Source organism: Terasakiella sp. 4MB5A (assembly GCF_050058155.1).
Lineage (GTDB): Bacteria > Pseudomonadota > Alphaproteobacteria > Rhodospirillales > Terasakiellaceae > Terasakiella > Terasakiella halodenitrificans.
Window position 1 is genome coordinate 2,318,538 of record NZ_CP188815.1, and the last position, 21,186, is coordinate 2,339,723.

The following is a 21,186-nucleotide window of genomic DNA, read 5'->3' on the forward strand; positions in this document are numbered from 1 at the left end:
GGATTACCCTCTTGTCAAACGTAATGACGCTAGCCATTGACGCCATGGGCGGCGATGATGCGCCCGATATGGTCGTCAAAGGCTTAAGCATCTGCAAGACAAAGCTCCCTGGTGTTCGTTTCCTGCTCGTAGGTGATGAACGTCAGTTGGAGCCTTTGTTGACTCAATACCCTGACGTCAAAGCAATTTCGACAGTTATCCATACTGACGAAGTCGTGACGAATGATGATAAACCGGCCGTTGCCCTTCGTAACCGCCGCAATTCGTCTATGCGTCTGGCAATTAATGCCGTCAAAAAGGGGGAAGCTGCCGGAATTGTTTCTGCCGGAAACACCGGTGCGCTTATGGCAATGGCAAAATTTGTCCTGCGCACACTTCCCGGTATTGATCGTCCTGCAATTGCAACGTACCTGCCACATCGCACCGGCGGGTCGGTTATGCTTGACTTGGGCGCAAACGTTGAATGCGACGCAGACAACCTGACCCAATTTGCTGTGATGGGCGAAGTCTATGCACGTAACGTACTTGGATTACCCAAACCAAAGGTCGGTATCCTTAACATTGGGGAAGAAGACCTCAAAGGCAATGATTCGGTCAAGCAAGCCCACGCTATTTTAAAAAACACCGAATTAAACATCGATTTCTACGGTTTTGTAGAAGGTGACGACATTGGTCTGGGTACGGTCGACGTTATCGTCACAGACGGTTTTACGGGAAACGTTGCCTTAAAAACCATTGAGGGCACCGCCCAACTTCTCGGTTTTTTCCTGAAAGACGCGCTTACTGGTAGTTTCCTTGGTAAATTGGGAGCAACCATTGCAAAACCTGCACTTATGAACTTCAAGAAAAAGATGGACCCGCGCCGCTATAATGGTGCAATGTTCCTCGGCTTGAATGGAATTTGCGTGAAAAGTCATGGCGGTACAGACGCTTTAGGGTTTGCAAATGCCGTCCAAGTCGCACATGATCTGGTGCATCACGGCTTCAACGACCTGATAAAGGAAGATCTGGAGCGTCTCATGGATGCCCATAGCGGCAACAATTCATAACATTTGGTGGCGACTATCACATGGCTTTACGTTCTAGAATCCTCGGATGCGGTTCTTACCTTCCGGAAAAAATCGTAACAAACGATGATCTTGCAAAATTTGTTGATACAAGCGACGAATGGATTACCGCACGTACAGGCATAAAACAACGCCACATGGTTACGGATGGTGAACTGACCTCCGACCTTGCCCGCAAAGCCTCGTTGAAGGCTATTGAGCATGCCGAAATTGATGTTCAGGACATTGATCTGATTGTCTTGGGAACAACCACGCCGGATAATACCTTTCCTTCGACCGCAACCAAGGTACAGGCTCAGCTTGGCTTGACCCACGGATTTGCAATGGATGTACAGGCGGTTTGTTCCGGCTTTATGTATGCTTTGGCAACCGCTGACAGCTTCCTGAAAACCGGACAGGCCAAAACGGCACTGGTCATTGGGGCTGAAAGTTTCACACGCCTGCTGGATTGGGAAGACCGCACCACCTGCGTTTTATTTGGCGACGGGGCAGGGGCTGTCATCCTGCGCGCCGAAGAAGAAACAGCCGAATCTGCAGGTATTTTATCCACACACCTGCATTCTGACGGACGTTACCAAGATATTTTGATGGTCGATGGCGGACCGTCCAGCACCCAGACCACGGGGCATGTGCGCATGGCAGGCAAAGAAGTCTTTCGTCATGCCGTTGTTAATCTGGCCGAAGTCGTCAAAGAAGCACTGGCTGCCAATGACCTGACGGCGGATGATATTGACTGGATTGTCCCTCATCAGGCCAACAAGCGTATTTTGGACGGCACGGCGAAAAAGCTGAAAGTGGATCCAAACAAGGTGGTTGTCACGGTTGATAAGCACGCCAATACCTCCGCCGCATCCATCCCGCTGGCACTGGACGAAGCCGTGCGCGATGGCCGCATAAAGCGCGGAGATCTGCTGATTATCGAAGCAATGGGCGGTGGTTTGACCTGGGGTTCCGCCCTTATTCGCTGGTAAGCAGCATAAATTAAAATCAACTACGCAAACCTTTGATATTGACGGATTAATCGTCCTAAGGTACCGTTTAAGTCTGTCTATTCCAACTTTGCGAGGACCCCCAATGAGTGAAAAGACCATTACCCGCGCCCAATTGACCGAGGCTGTTTATCAAGAAGTTGGTTTGTCTCGTAATGAATCTGCGGACCTGCTTGAATCTGTTCTGGATATGATCGCAGATACATTGGCGAACGATGAAACGGTAAAAATCTCCTCTTTCGGCAGCTTTTCCGTCCGTTCCAAAGGCGAACGTATCGGACGCAACCCGAAAACAGGTGAAGAAGTTCCGATCCTGCCACGCAAAGTACTCGTCTTCCGCCCCTCTCAGGTGCTCAAGGCCCGTATTAACGAAAACCAATAATGCCGCCGAAAGCGCATAGTTGAGAGATGACCAAATCGAACGATGCGTTCCGCACGATTAGCGAAGTCGCCAAGGAACTCGGATTGGCAACCCATGTGTTGCGTTTTTGGGAAAGCAAGTTTCCACAAATCAAACCGCTGAAACGCGCGGGCGGTCGACGTTATTACCGCCCCGACGATGTCGCATTGCTGCGCCGTTTACAGACATTGCTCCATGACGAAGGCTACACCATTAAAGGTGTCCAAAAACTTATGCGCGAAGAAGGCGCCCGCAGCTTTATCAACGAAGGCAGCGTGACTGTTTCTGAAGAGGATACAGAAACAGCGGAACCACAAACTCCACCACAGGAAGGGGAAAGAACAACCGTCTCCGTACAGTTGCGCGCACAAGTCGCCCCGGCGGTCCAGCAAGCCAGCCTGTTCGATAGCCCATCAGAAAATATGGGGCAAATACCAGACGAACAGGAAGCAGAACAAAACCTTGAAGCTATTTCTGAGGATGAGATTGAGGAAAGCACAGGCGGGGCTTCCTACTTTCAACCGCTTGCGACACATGATTACGAAGAACTGAACGACCTGCCCGAACCGGAACCCATTCTCGCCCCGGATGCCCCGGAACCTCAGATCATTGTCAAACGCGCCCTCAGCCCCACACAGCGCAGCAAACTGGAAGATGTCTTAAGTGAGCTGAAAGCCTTAAAAGACAAAATTGAGAGCGCGGCATAAAAAGTGAAAACTTTTGCAAACTAACCATTGCATCGCCTGAAAGCCCTCTATATATTGCCGCCACAAACATCGTCGGGACATAGCGCAGTCTGGTAGCGCACTACACTGGGGGTGTAGGGGTCGTGGGTTCGAATCCCGCTGTCCCGACCAAATGACAGTTAAGTCAATAAAATCAACATGTTATGAGTTATCTATTTTTCTAAGGTAGCATAGTAAAGTAGCATAAAGTAGCATAGGAAAAGGCGGCTCATTTTGGGCCGCCTTTTCTGCATCTAATTCGACAAGCTCACATCTATCCCTCGTCGACTCTAAATAGCGGTCATTTCAAGCAGGTTCACGCCGTTGTGCCTTTTTCTTGATAGCTGCGAGTAAATCATCAAGCTCACCCTCATCAATCAAACTGCGCACATATAACAACTGATCAATGACAGACTGCTTACTCTTGCCGCACTCAATCGACGGATGCCCTGCCTTCAACTCGACAAGATATGAAGAGCCATAACGAATTTCTGTGAAATATACGCCCTCAGAATCCCTAAACCACCACTTACGCGGTTTAGCAGCCACCAACTCTTTTCGTCGAACTGTATTACCGTCACACTTTCAGACGAACAGAAGGCAGACCTTAAACGCAAGTGGAGCAAAAAAGGTGCTGTCTATAAATCCGATGCCCGTATTCAATTACTGGCATGGGACATTGCCGACCACTTCTACACCAATTTCAAACAATACGGACAGGGGTTGAAAGGACAGTTGGCAACCGACAGTAAATTATCCGCTATCCGCTATAAGAAGTACCTTGATTAAACAGGTTTGGTAAGCAGTGCGGTTATCGTAACAATTCCCTTTGCCCGACATTGAAGCTTCGAAGCTATGCTTTTTGAGTAGTTTTTGATAATCACGGGAGCAATATTGCGATCCGCGATCTGAATGGTGGATTACGCCTTTTGGTGGTTTTCGCAAAGCGATAGCCCGCTGTAAAGCTTGTATCACAAGATCACGTTTTAAACGTTTACTGACAGCCCACCCAATAACACGGCGGGAATATAAATCAATGATAACAGCCAAGTAGAGCCAGCCTTCTTGTGTTGGAATGTATGTAATATCGCCTGCCCATTTTTGATTTGGACCCGTTGTTGCAAAGTCACCTTCAAGCAAATTAGGGGCAACATTATGAGTGTGGTCACTATCAGTCGTGCGTTTAAACTTGTGTGTCCGCTTTATGTAAATGTTATTATCCTTCATCAAACGGGCAACACGACGTTGGCTGACAGCAAAACCCAAATCACGCAGTTCAGCAGTCATGCGTTCACGACCATAAGATTGATAATTCTCTTGATGAATACTGCGAATGTAAGCCAACAAAACCATGTCTTCACGTTGTCTGGGCGATATTGAACGACGTTGCCAAGCATGAAAACCACTTTGACTGACGTTGAAGGCTTTGCACATCAAGGTAATGGAATGTTCTGTCTTCTTTGCATTGATAAATTCATATCTCACCGTTTTTGGCTGGCAAAGAAGACCGTCGCCTTTTTTAAAATCTCCCGCTCCTCCTTCAAAATACGGTTCTCTTTACGAAGACGCGCCAGTTCCTTGTGAATGTCATCGTGCGGGCCTGACATCAGGTCATCATGTTTATGCTGGGCAACCCATTTGTTAAGAGTAGACATGCCGATACCAAGATCCGCAGCCACTTCCTTGCGAGTCAGGCCACTGGTTAAGGCAAGCTGGATGGCTTCCGATTTAAACGCATCTGATTTTTTGAGATTCATAAGTCCCTCCTGTTGATCTTAATCTAACAGAAAGTACTCTCCACTTTATAGGGACGGGACCAGAATCGCTATCGTTTAATTAATGAGATGATTATGCCAGGTCTCACAAGTCTTGAATCTGAACGTGACGAGGCACAAAGGACAGATGACAATGAAACTGCAAGACTAGGTCCTGTTGACAAAGTATTTTACCCATACCCGAATTGATGTGACCTGCACGAAGCCAAGGAAACTGAGCATCGTCTTGTCATACCGAGTTGCAACCCGGCGAGCATTTTTGAGTTTGTTGAAGCAGCGTTCAACCTGATTTCTCAAGCCATATACGAAATCATCAACGGGAGTGATTTCCTTTCGGTTTTTCCGCATTGGGATCATGGCGTATCCACCGCGTTTCTCCATATCGTCCCGAATGGAGTTTGCATCGTAGCCTTTGTCTGCCAATAGAACCTTGGCATCTGGACCACCCCATTCCATCAATGGAGCATACCCTTTGTAATCTGATGTTTGGCCTTCGCTGATTTCCAGAGCTATTGGCAAGCCTTCGGCATTTGTTCGAAGGTGTATTTTGGACGTAAAGCCACCTTTTGAACGGCCGAGATCCTCTTTTTGAGTCCCCCTTTTGCCCCAGCAGCCTGATGATGGGCTCTGATGATTGTGCTATCTATCATTTGCACTGTATCTGGAACGGCTTTGGCATCGTTCAAGGCATCCAGTAGAACATCCCAAACGCCGAGCAATGTCCAGCGGCGGAATTGACGATAAACAGAGGACCATTTACCGAAGTAATTGGGGAGGTCACGCCAAGGTGCTCCTGTCCGGGCAATCCAAAAAATACCATCAAGAGTGAGGCGGTGATTTGAGGGAGGACGGCCAGATTTTGGCCCTTGGGCATGAAGGAATGGCTCGAAGAATAACCATTCATCGTCGCTCATCAAATTCCGCATAGACTTCTCCTCATAAAAAGAAGTCTTGAATCACATTCTAAGCAATTTGTGAACCCACTTTGTCAACAGGACCTAGGCGTTTGGACCAAACAAGCAAATTCCCCAACTTTTAAATATATCGGCCAGTTTTGGAAATATCTTCAAAGGCACAAGCAACGCCTGGCTGAAGATGAAATACTGATCGCTGGGGATTTTAACAGTAATACCCAATGGGACAAGTGGGACCGATGGTGGAACCACAGCGATGTGGTTAGAGAACTGGAAGAGCTACACATAAAAAGCTTGTATCATAATCATATAGGTCAAGCGCAAGGCAGCGAACTCCAGCCTACATTTTACATGTACAGGAAACAAGAGAGACCCTATCATATCGACTATATGTTCGGTTCAGAAATGTTCTACGAAACAATCATTAACTTTCAGATCTTCCAAGAAGGAAAATGGCTTGAAGTGAGTGATCATTTACCACTGCAACTAAACCTCAATAGCACAGACCTACCGCAATAGATGAAGCAGGCTTTACTCTAACGCCATATTGAATGCCCCAAAAGGAAAGTGCTTGCATTCTGGCAGGCGGAAGTGTAGGTAAGGGTTTCGGTCTATTTGCGCTTATTTTGGATACGCGTAAATTATTGATTTAAAGCTTATTTTTCAGTTTTGGTTATCGTTTGTTTTCTCATAATCTTAATCATTGGAAAGTTTTGCTCTTTTAAGCGAAGTTTTTTTCAACGGACCGGATCCGCCCAAACCTGACGGGAACTATTCTCGAAAATAGATAAAGAGCGTGCCATGACCGGACATTGCGGTCATACTCAGGGCACATGAAAACAAGAGAAGTATAATAATATCTTCTCTTTTGAAAGATACAGTATGACAAAATTTGAAGGTGTTGTTTCATCACTCGAACAGGCATTGGTAAAACGAGGCTATGAAACGTTAACACCTGTTCAGGAGGCTGTGATTGCCCCTGAGATGCTTGATGTAGATGCGCTTGTTTCTGCACAAACCGGTTCCGGAAAAACCGTTGCCTTTGGTTTGAACTTTGCCCCCACAATTTTAGGCGAAGCGACAAATTTTTCCCGTGCGGAAAAGCCCTTGGCGCTGGTCATTGCACCGACACGCGAACTCGCCCTGCAAGTGAAGCTGGAGCTTGAATGGCTTTATGAATTCACCGGGGCCAAAATCGCGTCTTGTGTCGGTGGTATGGATATGCGAACCGAACGCAACAACCTGTCACGCGGCGCACATATCGTCGTCGGTACGCCCGGACGTTTGCGCGACCATATCGAGCGCGGGTCTTTAGAGCCGTCGGCGCTGCGTTGTGTTGTTCTGGATGAAGCTGATGAAATGCTGGATCTGGGGTTCCGAGAAGAACTGGAATGTATCCTGGATACCACACCGGTTGAGCGCCGCACCCTGATGTTTTCCGCAACTGTCGGGCGCGGGATTGCCACCTTGGCGAAACGCTATCAACGGGACGCTGTTCGCCTTGAAACCAAGGCAGCGGAAAAGCAACACCGCGATATTACATATAAGGCCTTTCAAGTCGCCCCGAGTGACCGCGAAAATGCCATCATCAATATCTTGCGTTTCCATGAAGCCAAAAATGCCATTATTTTCTGCGCGACCCGTGCGACCGTCAATCATTTGCACAGTCGCCTGAACAACCGGGGCTTTTCTGTTGTCGCATTGTCCGGTGAACTGAGCCAGAATGAGCGTTCTCATGCCTTGCAAGCCATGCGTGATGGACGTGCCCGCGTTTGTGTCGCAACCGATGTTGCCGCGCGCGGTATTGATCTGCCCAATCTGGAACTGGTGATCCACGCAGACATTCCCCGCAACAGCGAAGCCTTGCTGCACCGAAGCGGACGAACAGGACGGGCAGGGCGAAAAGGGGTCAGCGCACTGGTTGTGCCTTACAATCAACGCCGCCGCACAGAACAAGTCTTGAACCATGCCAAAATCACTGCAGATTGGACCAAGCCGCCCTCTGTCGAAGAGGTCCTGCAACGTGATCGCGAACGTTTCCTGACCAACCCTGTGTTCGATCAGGAAATTGACGAAAATGAAAAGGACTTTCTGCAGGACGTCATGGCGAAATTCAGCCCTGAACAAATTGCACTGGCCTTGATCCGTCTGCAAAATACCGAACAACCAGCCCCTGAAGAATTGCTGGATGCCCCGCAAGGCAAAGACCGGGAACGCCCCGAAAAAGGCCCAAGGGTCGATTTTGAAAACGGCGTCTGGGTCAGTCTCTCTGTCGGGCGCACACACAATGCGGAACCTCGTTGGATTTTGCCCATGCTCTGTCGGGCAGGCCATATCACCAAAGGGGAAATTGGCGCGATTAAAATTCAGGATGATACCACCTTTGTTGAATTCCACCCTGATAGCATTGATAAATTCCTCGCCGCTGTCGGGCCAAGCCGCAAGGTCGAAAACGGCGTCACCATTGATCGTTTAAAAGAAGTCCCTGAATTTAGTTCTGATACACGGGGCAAACGCAGCGCACGTGATAACAACCGCAAAGGACGCAGCAGAAATGATCGCGAAGATCGAGGAGAGCGTCGTCCGCGCAAAGCTGCCCATCGTGGGAAATCTGGTGAACATAAAAAGTTTGAAGGCAAGTCAAATGATGACAGTGCCCCAAGAACAGACAAGCCTGCAAAAAGCAAAAAGTCTTATAAACCCAAAAAAGACGGGGACAGTAAGGCTGGCATGGGCCCGATAAAACGCAAGCGTAAGCCAAAGAAAATCTAATACAAAAAAAACCTTGTTCGCTTGAGCAAGGTTTTTTTTATTCTAAAATAGAAAACGGATGCTCCGCTTCAATAACTTTAGAAAAATCGGCCATAAAAGTTGAATATTTGCTGCTTAAATAATGATAGAGCGGTTTGCTTTCCACAGTGAATTTAAGGCGGGGGGAGACACTTAAGCGTCCATCATCCATCAACAGTTTAACCGTTTGTTTTTCACTTAAAAAACCGCCAATTGCCCCACGATTAAACGCTTCATACATTTTATCTTCCGAATAAAACTGGGCAATATTCTGCATGTCCAAAAAATGTTTTAGAATATATTCTTCGTGCCATTTAATGCCCTTAACGTATCCCAAGGGTTTTTTATTCGAGATATTATAATCAGAGTTTTCCCAAATGGCATTTGTGAGTTTAAAAAGAGGAACAAGGGAGCGCACAAAGGTCTGCTCATAAGCTTTTTCAGCAAGAGACAAACGGTAAAGCTCACCATCCACCAGCTTTTTATTGAAGTGCAAGATTCCTCTTGTACCGGGTAAAGGGACGACCTTTATGTTACAGCCTAATTTCTTATAAATTTTCACTAAAATTTCTTTAGCCGGAATTGCCAAAGGATCCCCCTGCATCATTCCGATTTTTTGGGGGCAATAACTACTATTAGACTGTGCATTTACACTAAAACTACTGATAAGAGCAATTAAAGCAACTGTTAAAAATTTATACATATGAATGAACATCCCCGTTTATATATAAAAAATATAGCTAGTAACGTTGATTTTCAACTATAAAACATTATCAGTCCGTCATCCGAATTGTATCGTCATCATCAAGGGCTTCTTGATCTGCAATTTCTCGTTCTTCCATTTCTCTTTGTGCTTCATCCGCTAATTCCTCGGCTTCCTGATTTCGAGGATCAAGCGGACTGACAGAAGGTGTAACAGCAAGCATTTCGAACACAAAATCTGTTTTTTCATCGTTCGACAAAGTTTCTTTCTTAAAGATACGAACCGCTGCCACCACAATCAACGGAATTTGAATAACAAACATAAAGATAAACAACCCCTTTGGCCCAATAATTTGCATCGCCTGAGCAGAGACCAACGGAGCAATCAACGCACCCAATCCATAAAATAAAACCATCGATCCGCAAACCGGGACAAATTCATCTTGTTCAAGATAATCACTAATATGGCTGGATGAAATGGCATAAAGCGGGAAGGCCATAAAGCCTAAAAGAGCCGCCATATATTTGATGGTATCGGCATTCAGGAAAGCAGGAATTAAAAAGAGTGTGCAAACCAAAGATGTCCCAAGTCCCAATCCGAGGATAATTTTACGTCGATCTATACGGTCTGAAAGCTTCCCAATCGGCCAAAGAGCAACCATCCCACCAACCATCAGGAAAAACATGACTTGAGAGACATCGGATGTATCCAGCCCGATCCGCAAAACATAAACAGCCAGCATTGTCCATAATGCACCGCTGACCAAACCGGACACTGCAATCCCCAGCATGCCAAGTGGAAACCGCTTTGCCAGCTTGCCAAACGCCATTGTCGAACTTTCCTGAATTTCAGGTGCAACAATCTTTTTCCCCAAAGTGAGAGGAAGAAGGGCAACCGACAAGGCAACAGAGACCAACACAAACAGATTGTAACCGGAAACTGAAGTCAAATTCAGGAGAATTTGGCTGATTGCTGAGGCACTCAGGACAATCAGCATGTAAACAGAAAACACCGTCCCACGATTATCATTGCCTGTAGATGCATTTAACCAGCTTTCTCCAACCAAAATCAATCCGCCAAAGCACAAGCCCGTTAAGAGGCGCAAACAAAACCAGACATAAGGATCAACAAAGACCGCATGCAACAACGTCGCCGCAGAAGAAAGAGACGCAAAAGCTGCAAAAGACCGGATATGCCCAACACTGTTAATAAAAGAGGGAATAACAAAAAAGCTGACAATATAGCCCAAGAAGTAAGAAGACAGGATAAAGCCGGTGGATGTCAACTCAAAGGACTCCATCTCTGCACGTAAGCCCAGCAATGTGCCTTGCAACCCACCACCGAGGTTGATCAACCAAATACTCGCTAACAACGCGATAAACGGTGAGATTGCTCTGCTCATACTCTTATTCACCCTAACTGTATTTTTCATAATTCACTCTAGTCTTTCGCATTCTATGGAAACATTTTAAAGCCTTGTTGTGCAATGATTGTTTAAAAAAAATAAACAAAACTTGACAGCTCCGACAGCGAACAATTTAAAGGTGTAAAAATTACATAAAAGGAAATTTAAAATGATTAAAAAATTTGCGCTGTCTTTAATGGCCTCTATGTCTGTCGCATGCGTTGCGCAAGCTGGCGGTAACTCACCTTATTATGGTCGGGTTGATGGGGGCATCGTGATCGCTGAAGATACCTCCTTTTCTTCTTCCGCCACCCAATACGGGGTGACTGTAAACGCCACAGGTAACATCGAAAAGAAAGCTGGCTACACCATATCCGGTGCAGTAGGTCGCCATATGAACAACCTTGTTGCCCTTGAACTTGAAGCCGGATACAGCAAGTTTGATTACGACAAAGTCACAGGGAACCTGACGGCAAGCGCTGGGGGGACAAACTATGTTGTCAACGGCAGTGCAGATATTGATGGTTCCATTCAAACCGTGACAGCAATTGCCAATGCTATTTTCACGCCTCTGGGGAACAAAAAAAGCAGACTTTCGCCCTTCGTTGGCCTTGGGATTGGTGCGGTTTATAGCAAAGATACAATTGATTCTATCGGAACATTGCAAGTCAATGGCAGCGAAAGCGATACAAACCTTATTGCAAACGCAATTGTTGGGTTGGATTACGCAATCAACAAGAATACATATGTCGGCGCAAAATACCGTTATCTATGGGCAAACACTGGTCAAAACGGTTTTGACGATATGAAAGCACATACACTTACAGCAAACGTCACATTTAACTTCTAGGCTATCGCCGCTAAATTTACAGTTTTACAGTCTATTAAACGGGGCAGATTATCTGTCCCGTTTTTTTATAAACTCGCTAATATACTTCATTTAAAATACCATCAACAATTAATGAAAATCATTTGCAAATAGGTTTTTTTTATGCAAAAAGAATAGATATTGATAATTACTCGCAACAAACCAATTGGAATACAAATGTCTAAAACACTTAAATTCCTGAGCTTAACTTCCGCACTGGCCATTTCCAGTGCTGCCTTTGCAGACGGCGTAAAGGTAGAAGTTGTCGATAAATCCTTTAACCCCGGTGGCGGTTTTCTGGCATATACGGAATTTGAACTTTCCGGCGAACCCTTGGCTGAAAGTCTGGGGCTTGATCTTGATGTACTTGATCCTGTGGCTCTGAACAAACCGACAGCCTTCGATTACACAGCCGGGATCGAGTCTTATGAGTATTCCGAAGAAGCGATGTATGCGGTTAATTATCAATCAAAAATGGGACCGCACCTTGCCAACGGCCCGCTTAACACAAAACGTGGTGGCACACCGGAAAGCTTAGGCAAGCGTTTTATTGAATTGTCTGCATCCGTTGCTTTCCCAACAGAAGAAATTCCGTTGAATATGTATCCGATCACGTTCCCGTATCAAAACGGTATGCCTGAATTTGCGGGGCAGGTGGATACTGCGACCGTCAATACAGACGAAGTTGACATGCTGGATGCACAGGGTAAATCATCGAAAGTCAAAATCGATATCCCGGCTTATTTCCGTGATTATGCCTCCCTTGCATGGATTGAGTCCGGTATGGACAAATCCTTCAATCCCGCCGCCGTCGGCGGACAGATGTTAAAAGACGTTATGTGGTCACAAGATTTCCTTGGCGGCATGCATACAGTTGAAGGTGATGAAGAAGTGGAAGCCACCTCATCCGATATGGATGCGGACGGCAAACATGCGTTGGGTGTGTCTTCAGCAGACGGTTTTAACGGTGTTATCCTGACAGAAATCACATGGGACAAGCTCCTTACCTTGAAAAACCAGTTCGGCTATGACGGTAAACAACTGGGCACAAAAATCACCAGTACCTATGATCCGGCAAACGGTCCGGTCTGGTTCCCGGCCAATGTTGCGGTTAGCGAAAAAATGGTCAATGGCACCAAAGCCATTGGGGACCTGAAAGTGACAGATGGTCGTTCCACATTACGCGACACATGGATGCTGTTGTGGCCCCTCAGCGAAGTTTACGCCTTTAGTGACCAACGCAGTGCTAACACGAACCAAAACCCGGCTTTCCTTTCTGTATTTGATGGGGCGCCATTCCCCAGTGCCCCGGCGGCCAACACAGATACAGACCTGAATAACGATGTAGAAAGCGATGATCCGTTCTCCGTCGTTAGTGTCTTGGCAAATGCCGCTTTCAAAAACTTGGATGCCCTGCATTTTGATGCCAAAGCAGGCACATTGGTTGATGATGTTATTGGTCAAAACGTGACCACTTTTGATGCCGCTTACGCCTTGCAAGCCCTAACGATCTTCCAACGTTCACAAGATGCGCTGCCGGTTGGTTATGCGTCAGCTGATGCCGGTGAAAGCCTGAATACAGAGCGTGGTCAACGGGCCTTGGAAATGATCAAGGCGCAAGCTGATTTTATCGTTGATAAACTGATTGCAAAAAATGGCTTGGCTGTTGATAGCTATAACCTGAAAGATGGCGCAGGCAAAAACCAAACCGTTGGCACTCAGTTTGCCGTGATCCGCGGTCTCGCAGCCGCAACAACCGCCACAGGCGATATGCGTTACAAAGAAGCTGCACGTAACGTTTACAACCAAGTCGAAGCCCTGATGTTTGACAAAGATACGGGCACTTATGCCAATGTTATCGGGCAACCAACGCAATATACACCGTACACAGTGGCAGCTGTCAGTGCCGGTTTACGTTCCTTGATGCTGGATCTGCGTAACGAAGAAGGTGAGAACAATCCCAATCTGAATTTGGCACACCTGACAAAACGTTACACCACGTGGTTCCGTACCGTCATTAACGGTGAAAAAACCAATGAAGGTATGCAGTTGGCTGAATGGGTCGGCGACTCCGGTGAGAACCTGCTCAGCGAAAACAACAATGGTGACACAGATAAAGACGGTGTGGCCCAAGTTGTTTATGCAGGTGGAAAATACGGCACCGCCATGACAATGGCAAATAAGGCAATTGTTTCAAAACGATAAACCTTTTTCATTCAAAAACCGGGGAGGCCTTTCTCAAAAGGTTTTCCCGGTTTTTTTGCGTTCTATCATAGATTTTTGACGTATATCAATTAAGACGCATTTGCAATTATGTAGACCTTCTGAGATTAATATTTATTCTTACTTTACTTCAGAGCAGAATGAGCGAACATGAGTACGCAAACAAGAAAAACACATAAAGAAGTTATTGCGGCGGCGTCCCTTTGGCGCAAACTTTCGTATCAATCCAAGCCTGCCGAATTTATCCTTTATATTCTGGTGATTAGCGGCCTTTTATTATGGGATGGATTTAGTCTGCCGTGGCAAGTGACACGACCGGCATTGGGAATTCATTTCCTTGTTTCCTTAATTCTTTTTCCTATTTTCGTTCTGCCGTTTTGGTTATCGCATCGTGATTTAATGAAATCATCAACCAAACCTTTCCTGCGTAAGTCCGGTACCCTTATCGAATATATTTTAATCTTACTGTTTCTGAGCGGTCTGTATTTATCCTTTTTCGGCAACCGGGGTGACCTGATGGGGCAGGCTGTGTACTGGATGCATTTATTACCCAGCATCCCCCTTGCCATCATTGTCTATATGCATGCAAAACGCTGGAGCATGCTTAAAGCCTTAAAATGGCTTCTTGCCTTTGGTCTTGCCATCGCAGCTCTTTCCACCACCGCATTTGCAGCCGTTGAAACTACGGGTTTCACACTAGGTCCCGATACAAAAATCCTGTATAGTGCCAATGGTGATACCGGCAGCGTATCTTGGATTGATAAAGATAGCGCAAAACGGCTTGGCGAGATTACGCTCGGTGGTGATATTCGTCGTTTGGCCCTTGGTGAAAACAGATTGATGGCCGCGACAGATTACACAGGTCATCGTGTTATTTTCTTCAACCAAGACAAAATTCTCAGCGAGTATAAAGTTGCGTACCGTCCCTTCGGGATTGTCTATGACCCACGAAACAAACTGTTTTGGGTTGCGGCTTTTGAAGGGCACCGCCTTTTGGGACTTCACCCGGATAAGGGCGTTGTTTACAATTTAAAAACCCGTGAAACGCCACGTGGCTTGGCCCTGTTATCAGATGGGCGCTTACTCGTTACCCATTCCATGATCGGTGAAGTCTCCATTTACGATACAACCGTTTTACCGCCTGCACTTAATGTCACCTTGAAATTACATGAAACACAGGAACCGGAAGACGAGTTTATCTCGCAAGGGGTACCGCGCCTGCTGGACGACATTGCTATCAGCCCGGATGAAACGGAAGCTTGGTTACCGCATGTTCTCTGGAACTTTGATCACCCGTTCCAGTTTCAATCCACTGTTTTCCCTTCTGTCTCCTTACTCAGTTTGAACAAAGGAAAAGAAAAGGAATTGGTTGATCGCCGCAAACATTTGTTCAAGCAAATCAACATTGTGGAAACAACCAAACGCACACGTATTGTATCCAACCCGCATGATGCGACCTTCAGCGCTGACGGTAAAAAAGTTTATATCACACTCAGTGGCAGTGAAGACCTGATGGTCTTTGACCTGTCGCGCCGGACTGAAATCAAGAAAAAGAAAAAACGCCGCGCACGCCGTGTAGGCAAGCTCAATCAAGGGGGAGCAAAAGTTCAACAAATTTATCGTCATCTCCCCGGCGATACACCACGCGGAATTGTCGTATCCGGGCAAGATATCTTCATCCAGAATGCCATGAGCCTTGATATCACCCAAATGACCCGTGGCGGGGAAGGACCGTTTGCACGCGCCAAGCTGGTCAAACCTGTTTTCGCCAAGCTGGTGGCAAACGATCCATTGGACCCCCAACTCAGACGCGGCAAAACCTTGTTTATGTCAGGCAATACCAACGATGATACCGATTATCCAATGGCAGGCGATTTTTGGATGAGTTGCCAAAGCTGCCATCTGGACGGGTTTAATTTTACCACTGGCTATATGTTCCGTGATACGCCAACCGATAAATATGATAATGCCCTGATCGGTCACCAAAAACTGGGCAATATGGTTGCCGGTGATTTTGCGGGTGATTACGTTCGTATCATTCAGGAAACACAAGGCGGTATGGGATTTGATGAACGTGACGGTGCCAAAAAAGTAGACCCGGCGAACCTACCTGAAAAAGTCAAAAACAAAATGGATGATCTCCATAGCTTTGTTCTGGCAAAAGGTAACCTGCCGCTTCTGTCCACATGGTTACGACTGGATGATGAACGCAAAACCGTACACGCCGAAGAATGGGTCAATTCCGCAGCCTGTGCAGAATGTCATTCCGATATGTTTGATCAATGGGCAGACTCATTGCACCGTTTGATGGGGGATTCCAACCCTTATTACAAGGTTGTGGAAGAAGTCGCCGCCCAAACCGAAGGCGAAGAATTCCGTAAATGGTGTATGGGCTGTCACCATCCCCAAGGATTGTTGACAGGTTTAACCGCGACGATCGAAAAAGGCCATATGTTCGAAAAAGGCGGTGAAACCCTGTTTAAAGCCTTGGAAGAAAAGAAACCTGATCTGGATGAGGGCACGGGCTGTCTCTTCTGTCACCGCATCACCAAATTGGAAGATGCCCGTGGCAAAAAAGCAGGTGGGAATGCCAGTTTCTCAGTCAATGTTAAAGACCGTGAGCTTTATATCTTTGAAAACAGCAAAAACGATTTATTAAATTGGGCAGGGAACCACCAGATCAACGCAAAACCGGAAGTCCATGCAAAATCCTATAGCCAACCGTTCTATAAAGACTCGGAACTCTGTAGTACATGCCATAACGAATTTGCCCCCGGTACAGGTGCCGTTATTGTGGATACTTATGGGGAGTGGGAAAAATCCGACTACAACAACCCGGAAGATCCCAGCAAGCACCGTGGTTGTATTGATTGCCATATGCACGCCGATGTCAAACGGATCGGGGAAAATGTTCCCGGTATTTCCACCGATGGCGGGCGGGTAAAAGACAATGTGGTCACGCATCAGTTTACCGGGGCCAATCACCACCTTGTCGGATTGCGCAACGAAAAACTGGCGAACATGAGTATTGATCTGTTGCAAACGGCGGCCAAAATGGAAAACAGCATCACCCCGGATGGAAAGTTAAACGTGCGTGTAAAAAACATCGGGGCAGGGCATGCCTTACCCACTGGAGTTGCCGATTTCCGTCAATTGTGGCTGGATATCACCGTTAAAGATGCCAAGGGCAATATCGTTTTGTCCGAAGGTAAAATGGATGACAAAGGCAATGTGGCAAAAGAGGCCCGTTTCTTCCAAAAGGTCTTTGGTGATAAAGATGGTAAACCTGTTGGTCTTGCCTTCTGGCGGTATGAGAAAATGTTAAAAGATACCAAAATCCCAGCAAACGGATACCGCGATGAACGTTTTGACATCCCGACAGATGCCGCTTATCCCTTGCAAGTCGACACTAAACTTATGTTCCGTATCTACCCACAATGGGTGACGGATGCGGTGCGTCAAACCTATCCTGAACTCCCCAACCCAAAAGCAGTTCTGATGACCCAGTCTACCACCATGCTGGAGCACCCCTGATATGGTTGAAACCATTGCCGTATTGGGTGCGGGGCCTGCGGGTCTTATGGCGGCCTATGAACTTGCAAAAGCTGGTAAGACAGTAACCTTGTATGAAAAACGCAAGGTTGAAGGCGGATTGTGCGGTACAACGACCTTTAAAGGCAAACACGGTACCTATCGTTTTGATTTTGGTGGCCACCGTTTTATCACCCATGATCCCGACTTGCTGCAACTGGTCGAAGATTTGGTCGGAGACGATCTTTTAACCGCCTATCGCAAAAGCGTTATTCGCTTTCGGGGGCGCACCTATGCCTATCCGCTTGCGCTTGGAAATTTGTTAAAGACAGCCCCAACTGCGTTATTGGCTGGCGCGGGGCTGGATTTGGCGACCTTGCCCTTTCAGAAACCCGACAACACCAGCTTTGCCACATGGATTGAAAGCCGTTTTGGCAAAACACTTTACCGCAATTTCTTCGAAGGTTATACGGCAAAACTTTGGGGGATTGATCCTAAAAACCTGTCTGCCGATTGGGCCTCCCAACGCATCAGCCTGCTGGATTTAAAAGATGTTGCACGACGCCTGCTGCCCACACGCGATGCGACACCGCGCACCTATGCTCATTCGTACCGCTATCCCAAATATGGCTTTGGTGTTATCTTTGAAAAAATCGCCCGTGAATTTGAACGCCTTGGCGGAACAATCCGTTATGGAACGCAAATAGACGGGATTGAATGTGGACAGGATCAAATTACCGCTATCTTTGCCAATGGCGAGAAAATTATTGCAGATCAATACGTTTCAACAATATCTTTACCCGACATGGTAAGGTTATGTGGCGGGACCAGCACCTTAAAATTTCGTGGTGTGCGTTTTTTCTGCATGCCAATGGAAGCGGATAATATTTCGGATAACACATGGCAATATCTATCCGATCCACACATCATGGCGACCCGTCTGCAAGAACCCAAACGACGTTCCCCCTATATGGCACCAAACGGGCATAGCTCGCTCATGCTGGAAATTCCTTGTGATCCGGGCAGTGACCTCTGGACAATGGAGGATGCCGACCTGTTTAAACGCGCCTGCACAGATTTGGATCGCCTTGGCGTTCCGTCCCGACAAGCGACAGGGGAATATTTTTCCACCTTCGGGGCGCAGGCCTATCCATTGATGTCTGTGGGATACGAAATCGAACGGGAAAAAGCCATTGCCTATCTCAATCCATTTAACAACCTTATTCAATGTGGACGACAGGCAACATTTCGCTATATCTTCACAGATACAGCAATGGAAATGGGGCAAATGGCGGCACGCGCTGTTCTGAACGGCCAAGACTGCCGCCGTGCCATTTTTGATCATCGCAACGAACGCACGGTCATTGAGACCCAAAGTGTCGCTTAGGAGAATTTCATGCGCTTCCTTCTCGTTCTTCTGCTGAGTTTTACCATTTCAGGGCACGCCAGCGCCTATTCCTATTCTGCTGCGGGCAAAGAACCCCTGATCGATGGGCGTAACGGGATCGTCAGCGGATTTCAGAAAAATGATTTCGATAAAGTTGCTAAATATTTCAACCTGATGAAAGATGATATCGAGTTTCTATCTCATAAATTCGATAAACCGTTGCTCAGCGATTTTGAAAAGGCTGTGGAACAAAAAGACCAAAAAGCTGTCCTTCATAATATTCATCGCTTGTTTGCAGCTGAAATTCAACGACGCCTCATGATTGCCGCGCGTAATCTCGATAATTATCAAAGCACCAAAGTCATGGTGATGAAATCCAAACGTTTCTTCGACGTGATTGAGCCGGAATTACCAAAAAAACAAGCCGACAATATCGCAAAATCTTTGCAAAACTGCCTGAACGCAATTGGTAAGCCCGGCGTATTCGGGGCAGGGCAAACACCTGCCGACCCGGATGCATATCAAAAGGCACTTGATCAACTGGTGAAAGAATTTGCCAAGCTTTAAGATAGGGGGCTGGATTATCGCCTGCGGCCTTTATGGCACTTTGGCTGTTTGGCTGTTTTCATTTGCGCCCTCTCTTTCAAACGATGATGCTTATTTTTTCTTGCGCGGCATTGAACGGTTCAGCATTCTGGAATTCAGACCGCATTTCCCCGGTTATCCCGGATTTATCCTGCTCGGCAAAGCTTTATATAGCCTTGGTCTTAGTTCGCTAAACGCCCTGTCTATTCTCTCCCTCTCAATGGCACTTGCCATTCCGCTGCTTTGCTTCTTGTGTGTAGACAAAAACCGTCTTGCCGTATTTTTATGCGCACTCGGCATGCCGCTTTTGCCATATTTGGGGCTAAGCCTCATGTCTGACGGTGCGGGTATTGCATTTTTCCTTGCCGCCCTATGGCAATATCGAAAAGGTAATTTCACAATCAGCGGCCTGTTACTCGGTACGGCTTTGGCTTGTCGTCCTTCCTTTGTTATTTTTGCGGCAGTTTTCATATGTGCAGCAATCTTCAAAGACAAAAAAGCTGCCCTTCCTTTTGTTTTTGCCTGCGCCACACTCTGTTTATTGTTTTTCTTCGGCCTGCTCGCGATCGAACAAATGCCACTTGTGTGGGAAGGGTGGCGCTTTATCGAAGGACATTTCCTTTTATGGGGGAATACCACGCTCGGGACCAGTGACCTATCCTGGTTCGACAGCTTTTCACGTATCCCCGGCGGACTGGTTTATTTTTTAGCTCTCAGTCTTGGCTTGGCCTTCAGCCTCTATCCCCATCGCAAAAGCATTTTGGCCTTTGTCGTTGTAGCCGGTTGGACGTGGGTTTTACTTTTCCAGAACCCCGAAAACCTGCGTCACTTGGCTTTACCTTTAATTTTAAGTCTCATCCTCATCGCAAAAACCGATTATCTTATAAATAAAATCATCCTCTATGGCCTTGTCGTTTTACAGGTGTTCATTTCGAATCAAATAAACTTTAATCCCCCCCAACCAGCACCTTTAGAACTGACACGGCAACACCTGCTAAAGGAAAGTGCCGATAAGGTGATAACCCATCATGGTGTCCATTACCTGCATGACCGACTTCCCGACAGTCATGTCTTTGACAAATATTATCCTTACCAACTGGATTTACCAATATGGGATGTCAGCACCACTGAGCCTTCAAGTCTTTCTGAAATAAAAGTTTTTCCGGCTCGCATGATGGGAGAACAGAGCTTTTACATACATAAGCAAGACCTGAAACGCGATTAGAATTAATAATCATTATTAACCAACTCATTGAATTTATTTAACTTTTTTATATTTCACCCTTGTCTATTCTCAACAAATGCACATATGATGGGTTCAACAATATATCGCGATCCCTGAAAGGAAAACAAAATGAAAGGCAGTCCAAAAGTCATTGCCCAACTCAATAAAATTCTGGGCAACGAATTGGTTTCCATTAACCAGACATTCTTACATTCACGCATGTTTAACGACTGGGGAATGAGCGAGATCGGTGGCAAGGAATACAAAAAATCCATCAAGGACATGAAACAAGCGGACAAACTGATTGAACGCATTCTGTTTTTAGAAGGTCTGCCCAACCTGCAAAGCCTCGGTAAATTGCGCATTGGTGAAAATACCGAAGAAATTATCCAATGCGAAATGGATCTTTTGGACCCGATGTTACAGGACTTACGCGCAGCTATCGCCCTTTGTGAAGCGGAAAGCGATTTCGTTTCGCGCGATCTTCTTGATGACATCATCGAAGACGAAGAAGAATTCCTCGATTGGCTGGAAACCCAGCAATGGCAGATCAAAGAACAAGGTCTGCAAAACTACATTCAATCACAGACGTAAGATAA

Annotated in this window: 17 protein-coding genes, 1 tRNA gene and 2 pseudogenes; 14 read left to right on the top strand and 6 right to left on the bottom strand. The window is 46.6% G+C overall.

Annotated elements, in window-relative coordinates; genetic code table 11:
- The first annotated feature begins 11 nt into the window (after positions 1-11).
- From plsX to ACI0FF_RS10780, 5 genes are all read left to right on the top strand, one after another.
- Positions 12-1,049 (top strand): phosphate acyltransferase PlsX, encoded by a 1,038-nt coding sequence (gene plsX, locus ACI0FF_RS10760; protein ID WP_419796854.1) that lies wholly within the window; start codon positions 12-14, stop codon positions 1,047-1,049.
- 20 nt (positions 1,050-1,069) lie between these two features.
- Positions 1,070-2,038: a beta-ketoacyl-ACP synthase III gene (locus ACI0FF_RS10765; protein ID WP_419796855.1), complete on the top strand. Its 969-nt coding sequence runs from the start codon at positions 1,070-1,072 to the stop codon at positions 2,036-2,038.
- Between the two features lie 103 nt (positions 2,039-2,141).
- Positions 2,142-2,438, top strand: coding sequence for an integration host factor subunit alpha (locus tag ACI0FF_RS10770; protein WP_188666020.1), 297 nt, complete (start codon positions 2,142-2,144; stop codon positions 2,436-2,438).
- Between the two features lie 26 nt (positions 2,439-2,464).
- On the top strand, positions 2,465-3,163 hold the full coding sequence (locus tag ACI0FF_RS10775) for a MerR family transcriptional regulator (RefSeq protein ID WP_419796856.1): 699 nt from the start codon (positions 2,465-2,467) through the stop codon (positions 3,161-3,163).
- 73 nt (positions 3,164-3,236) lie between these two features.
- Positions 3,237-3,313: transfer RNA gene (locus ACI0FF_RS10780), tRNA-Pro, on the top strand.
- A gap of 174 nt (positions 3,314-3,487) precedes the next feature.
- On the opposite strand, the gene ACI0FF_RS10785 is transcribed toward ACI0FF_RS10780, so the two are convergent.
- The 4 genes and pseudogenes from ACI0FF_RS10785 to ACI0FF_RS10800 form a co-directional block, all read right to left on the bottom strand.
- Complete coding sequence (locus ACI0FF_RS10785) at positions 3,488-3,730, bottom strand: hypothetical protein (protein ID WP_419796857.1); 243 nt, start codon at positions 3,728-3,730, stop codon at positions 3,488-3,490.
- Between the two features lie 261 nt (positions 3,731-3,991).
- Positions 3,992-4,666 (bottom strand): annotated as a pseudogene (locus ACI0FF_RS10790) (IS3 family transposase); the annotation flags it as partial.
- Positions 4,663-4,938 carry a transposase gene (locus tag ACI0FF_RS10795; RefSeq protein WP_419796858.1) on the bottom strand — a complete coding sequence of 92 codons (276 nt, stop codon included), beginning with the start codon at positions 4,936-4,938 and terminating at the stop codon, positions 4,663-4,665. The pseudogene ACI0FF_RS10790 and the gene ACI0FF_RS10795, both read right to left, overlap by 4 nt.
- A 165-nt stretch (positions 4,939-5,103) precedes the next feature.
- Positions 5,104-5,882, bottom strand: a pseudogene (locus ACI0FF_RS10800) (IS5 family transposase).
- A gap of 48 nt (positions 5,883-5,930) precedes the next feature.
- On the opposite strand from ACI0FF_RS10800, the gene ACI0FF_RS10805 reads away from it, so the two are divergent.
- Both ACI0FF_RS10805 and ACI0FF_RS10810 read left to right on the top strand, forming a co-directional pair.
- Positions 5,931-6,389, top strand: coding sequence for a hypothetical protein (locus tag ACI0FF_RS10805; protein WP_419796859.1), 459 nt, complete (start codon positions 5,931-5,933; stop codon positions 6,387-6,389).
- A gap of 363 nt (positions 6,390-6,752) precedes the next feature.
- Complete coding sequence (locus tag ACI0FF_RS10810) at positions 6,753-8,642, top strand: DEAD/DEAH box helicase (protein WP_419796860.1); 1,890 nt, start codon at positions 6,753-6,755, stop codon at positions 8,640-8,642.
- A gap of 37 nt (positions 8,643-8,679) precedes the next feature.
- Here the strand turns inward: ACI0FF_RS10810 and ACI0FF_RS10815 are convergent, their stop codons facing one another.
- Positions 8,680-9,363 (bottom strand): hypothetical protein, encoded by a 684-nt coding sequence (locus ACI0FF_RS10815; protein WP_419796861.1) that lies wholly within the window; start codon positions 9,361-9,363, stop codon positions 8,680-8,682.
- 70 nt (positions 9,364-9,433) lie between these two features.
- A complete protein-coding gene (locus ACI0FF_RS10820; RefSeq protein ID WP_419796862.1) occupies positions 9,434-10,765 on the bottom strand; it encodes an MFS transporter in 1,332 nt (443 codons plus the stop codon).
- A 172-nt stretch (positions 10,766-10,937) separates the two neighbouring features.
- Between ACI0FF_RS10820 and ACI0FF_RS10825 the strand changes: the two genes are divergently transcribed.
- From ACI0FF_RS10825 to bfr, 7 genes are all read left to right on the top strand, one after another.
- Entirely contained in the window at positions 10,938-11,618 is a 681-nt protein-coding gene (locus ACI0FF_RS10825) for an outer membrane protein (protein WP_419796863.1), read from the top strand.
- A 195-nt stretch (positions 11,619-11,813) separates the two neighbouring features.
- Positions 11,814-13,841 carry a hypothetical protein gene (locus tag ACI0FF_RS10830; RefSeq protein ID WP_419796864.1) on the top strand — a complete coding sequence of 676 codons (2,028 nt, stop codon included), beginning with the start codon at positions 11,814-11,816 and terminating at the stop codon, positions 13,839-13,841.
- Positions 13,842-14,009: 168 nt separating this feature from the next.
- Positions 14,010-17,393: a hypothetical protein gene (locus ACI0FF_RS10835; protein ID WP_419796865.1), complete on the top strand. Its 3,384-nt coding sequence runs from the start codon at positions 14,010-14,012 to the stop codon at positions 17,391-17,393.
- Between the two features lies 1 nt (position 17,394).
- Entirely contained in the window at positions 17,395-18,777 is a 1,383-nt protein-coding gene (locus tag ACI0FF_RS10840; protein ID WP_419796866.1) for an FAD-dependent oxidoreductase, read from the top strand.
- A 9-nt stretch (positions 18,778-18,786) separates the two neighbouring features.
- Positions 18,787-19,344 carry a hypothetical protein gene (locus ACI0FF_RS10845; RefSeq protein ID WP_419796867.1) on the top strand — a complete coding sequence of 186 codons (558 nt, stop codon included), beginning with the start codon at positions 18,787-18,789 and terminating at the stop codon, positions 19,342-19,344.
- On the top strand, positions 19,331-20,587 hold the full coding sequence (locus tag ACI0FF_RS10850; RefSeq protein WP_419796868.1) for a hypothetical protein: 1,257 nt from the start codon (positions 19,331-19,333) through the stop codon (positions 20,585-20,587). The genes ACI0FF_RS10845 and ACI0FF_RS10850 overlap by 14 nt, the downstream gene beginning before the upstream one ends.
- Positions 20,588-20,716: 129 nt before the next feature.
- Positions 20,717-21,181, top strand: coding sequence for a bacterioferritin (gene bfr / locus ACI0FF_RS10855; protein ID WP_419796869.1), 465 nt, complete (start codon positions 20,717-20,719; stop codon positions 21,179-21,181).
- The last annotated feature ends 5 nt before the right edge of the window (positions 21,182-21,186 follow it).

What these genes read in the sequence shown, in the direction of transcription:
- ACI0FF_RS10765 (WP_419796855.1), top strand. Translation starts at nt 1,070, where the DNA reads ATGGCTTTACGTTCTAGAATCCTCGGATGCGGTTCTTACCTTCCGGAA.
- ACI0FF_RS10770 (WP_188666020.1), top strand. Translation starts at nt 2,142, where the DNA reads ATGAGTGAAAAGACCATTACCCGCGCCCAATTGACCGAGGCTGTTTAT.
- ACI0FF_RS10775 (WP_419796856.1), top strand. Translation starts at nt 2,465, where the DNA reads ATGACCAAATCGAACGATGCGTTCCGCACGATTAGCGAAGTCGCCAAG.
- ACI0FF_RS10795 (WP_419796858.1), bottom strand. Translation starts at nt 4,938, where the DNA reads ATGAATCTCAAAAAATCAGATGCGTTTAAATCGGAAGCCATCCAGCTT.
- ACI0FF_RS10810 (WP_419796860.1), top strand. Translation starts at nt 6,753, where the DNA reads ATGACAAAATTTGAAGGTGTTGTTTCATCACTCGAACAGGCATTGGTA.
- ACI0FF_RS10815 (WP_419796861.1), bottom strand. Translation starts at nt 9,363, where the DNA reads ATGTATAAATTTTTAACAGTTGCTTTAATTGCTCTTATCAGTAGTTTT.
- ACI0FF_RS10820 (WP_419796862.1), bottom strand. Translation starts at nt 10,765, where the DNA reads ATGAGCAGAGCAATCTCACCGTTTATCGCGTTGTTAGCGAGTATTTGG.
- ACI0FF_RS10825 (WP_419796863.1), top strand. Translation starts at nt 10,938, where the DNA reads ATGATTAAAAAATTTGCGCTGTCTTTAATGGCCTCTATGTCTGTCGCA.
- ACI0FF_RS10830 (WP_419796864.1), top strand. Translation starts at nt 11,814, where the DNA reads ATGTCTAAAACACTTAAATTCCTGAGCTTAACTTCCGCACTGGCCATT.
- ACI0FF_RS10835 (WP_419796865.1), top strand. Translation starts at nt 14,010, where the DNA reads ATGAGTACGCAAACAAGAAAAACACATAAAGAAGTTATTGCGGCGGCG.
- ACI0FF_RS10840 (WP_419796866.1), top strand. Translation starts at nt 17,395, where the DNA reads ATGGTTGAAACCATTGCCGTATTGGGTGCGGGGCCTGCGGGTCTTATG.
- ACI0FF_RS10845 (WP_419796867.1), top strand. Translation starts at nt 18,787, where the DNA reads ATGCGCTTCCTTCTCGTTCTTCTGCTGAGTTTTACCATTTCAGGGCAC.
- bfr (WP_419796869.1), top strand. Translation starts at nt 20,717, where the DNA reads ATGAAAGGCAGTCCAAAAGTCATTGCCCAACTCAATAAAATTCTGGGC.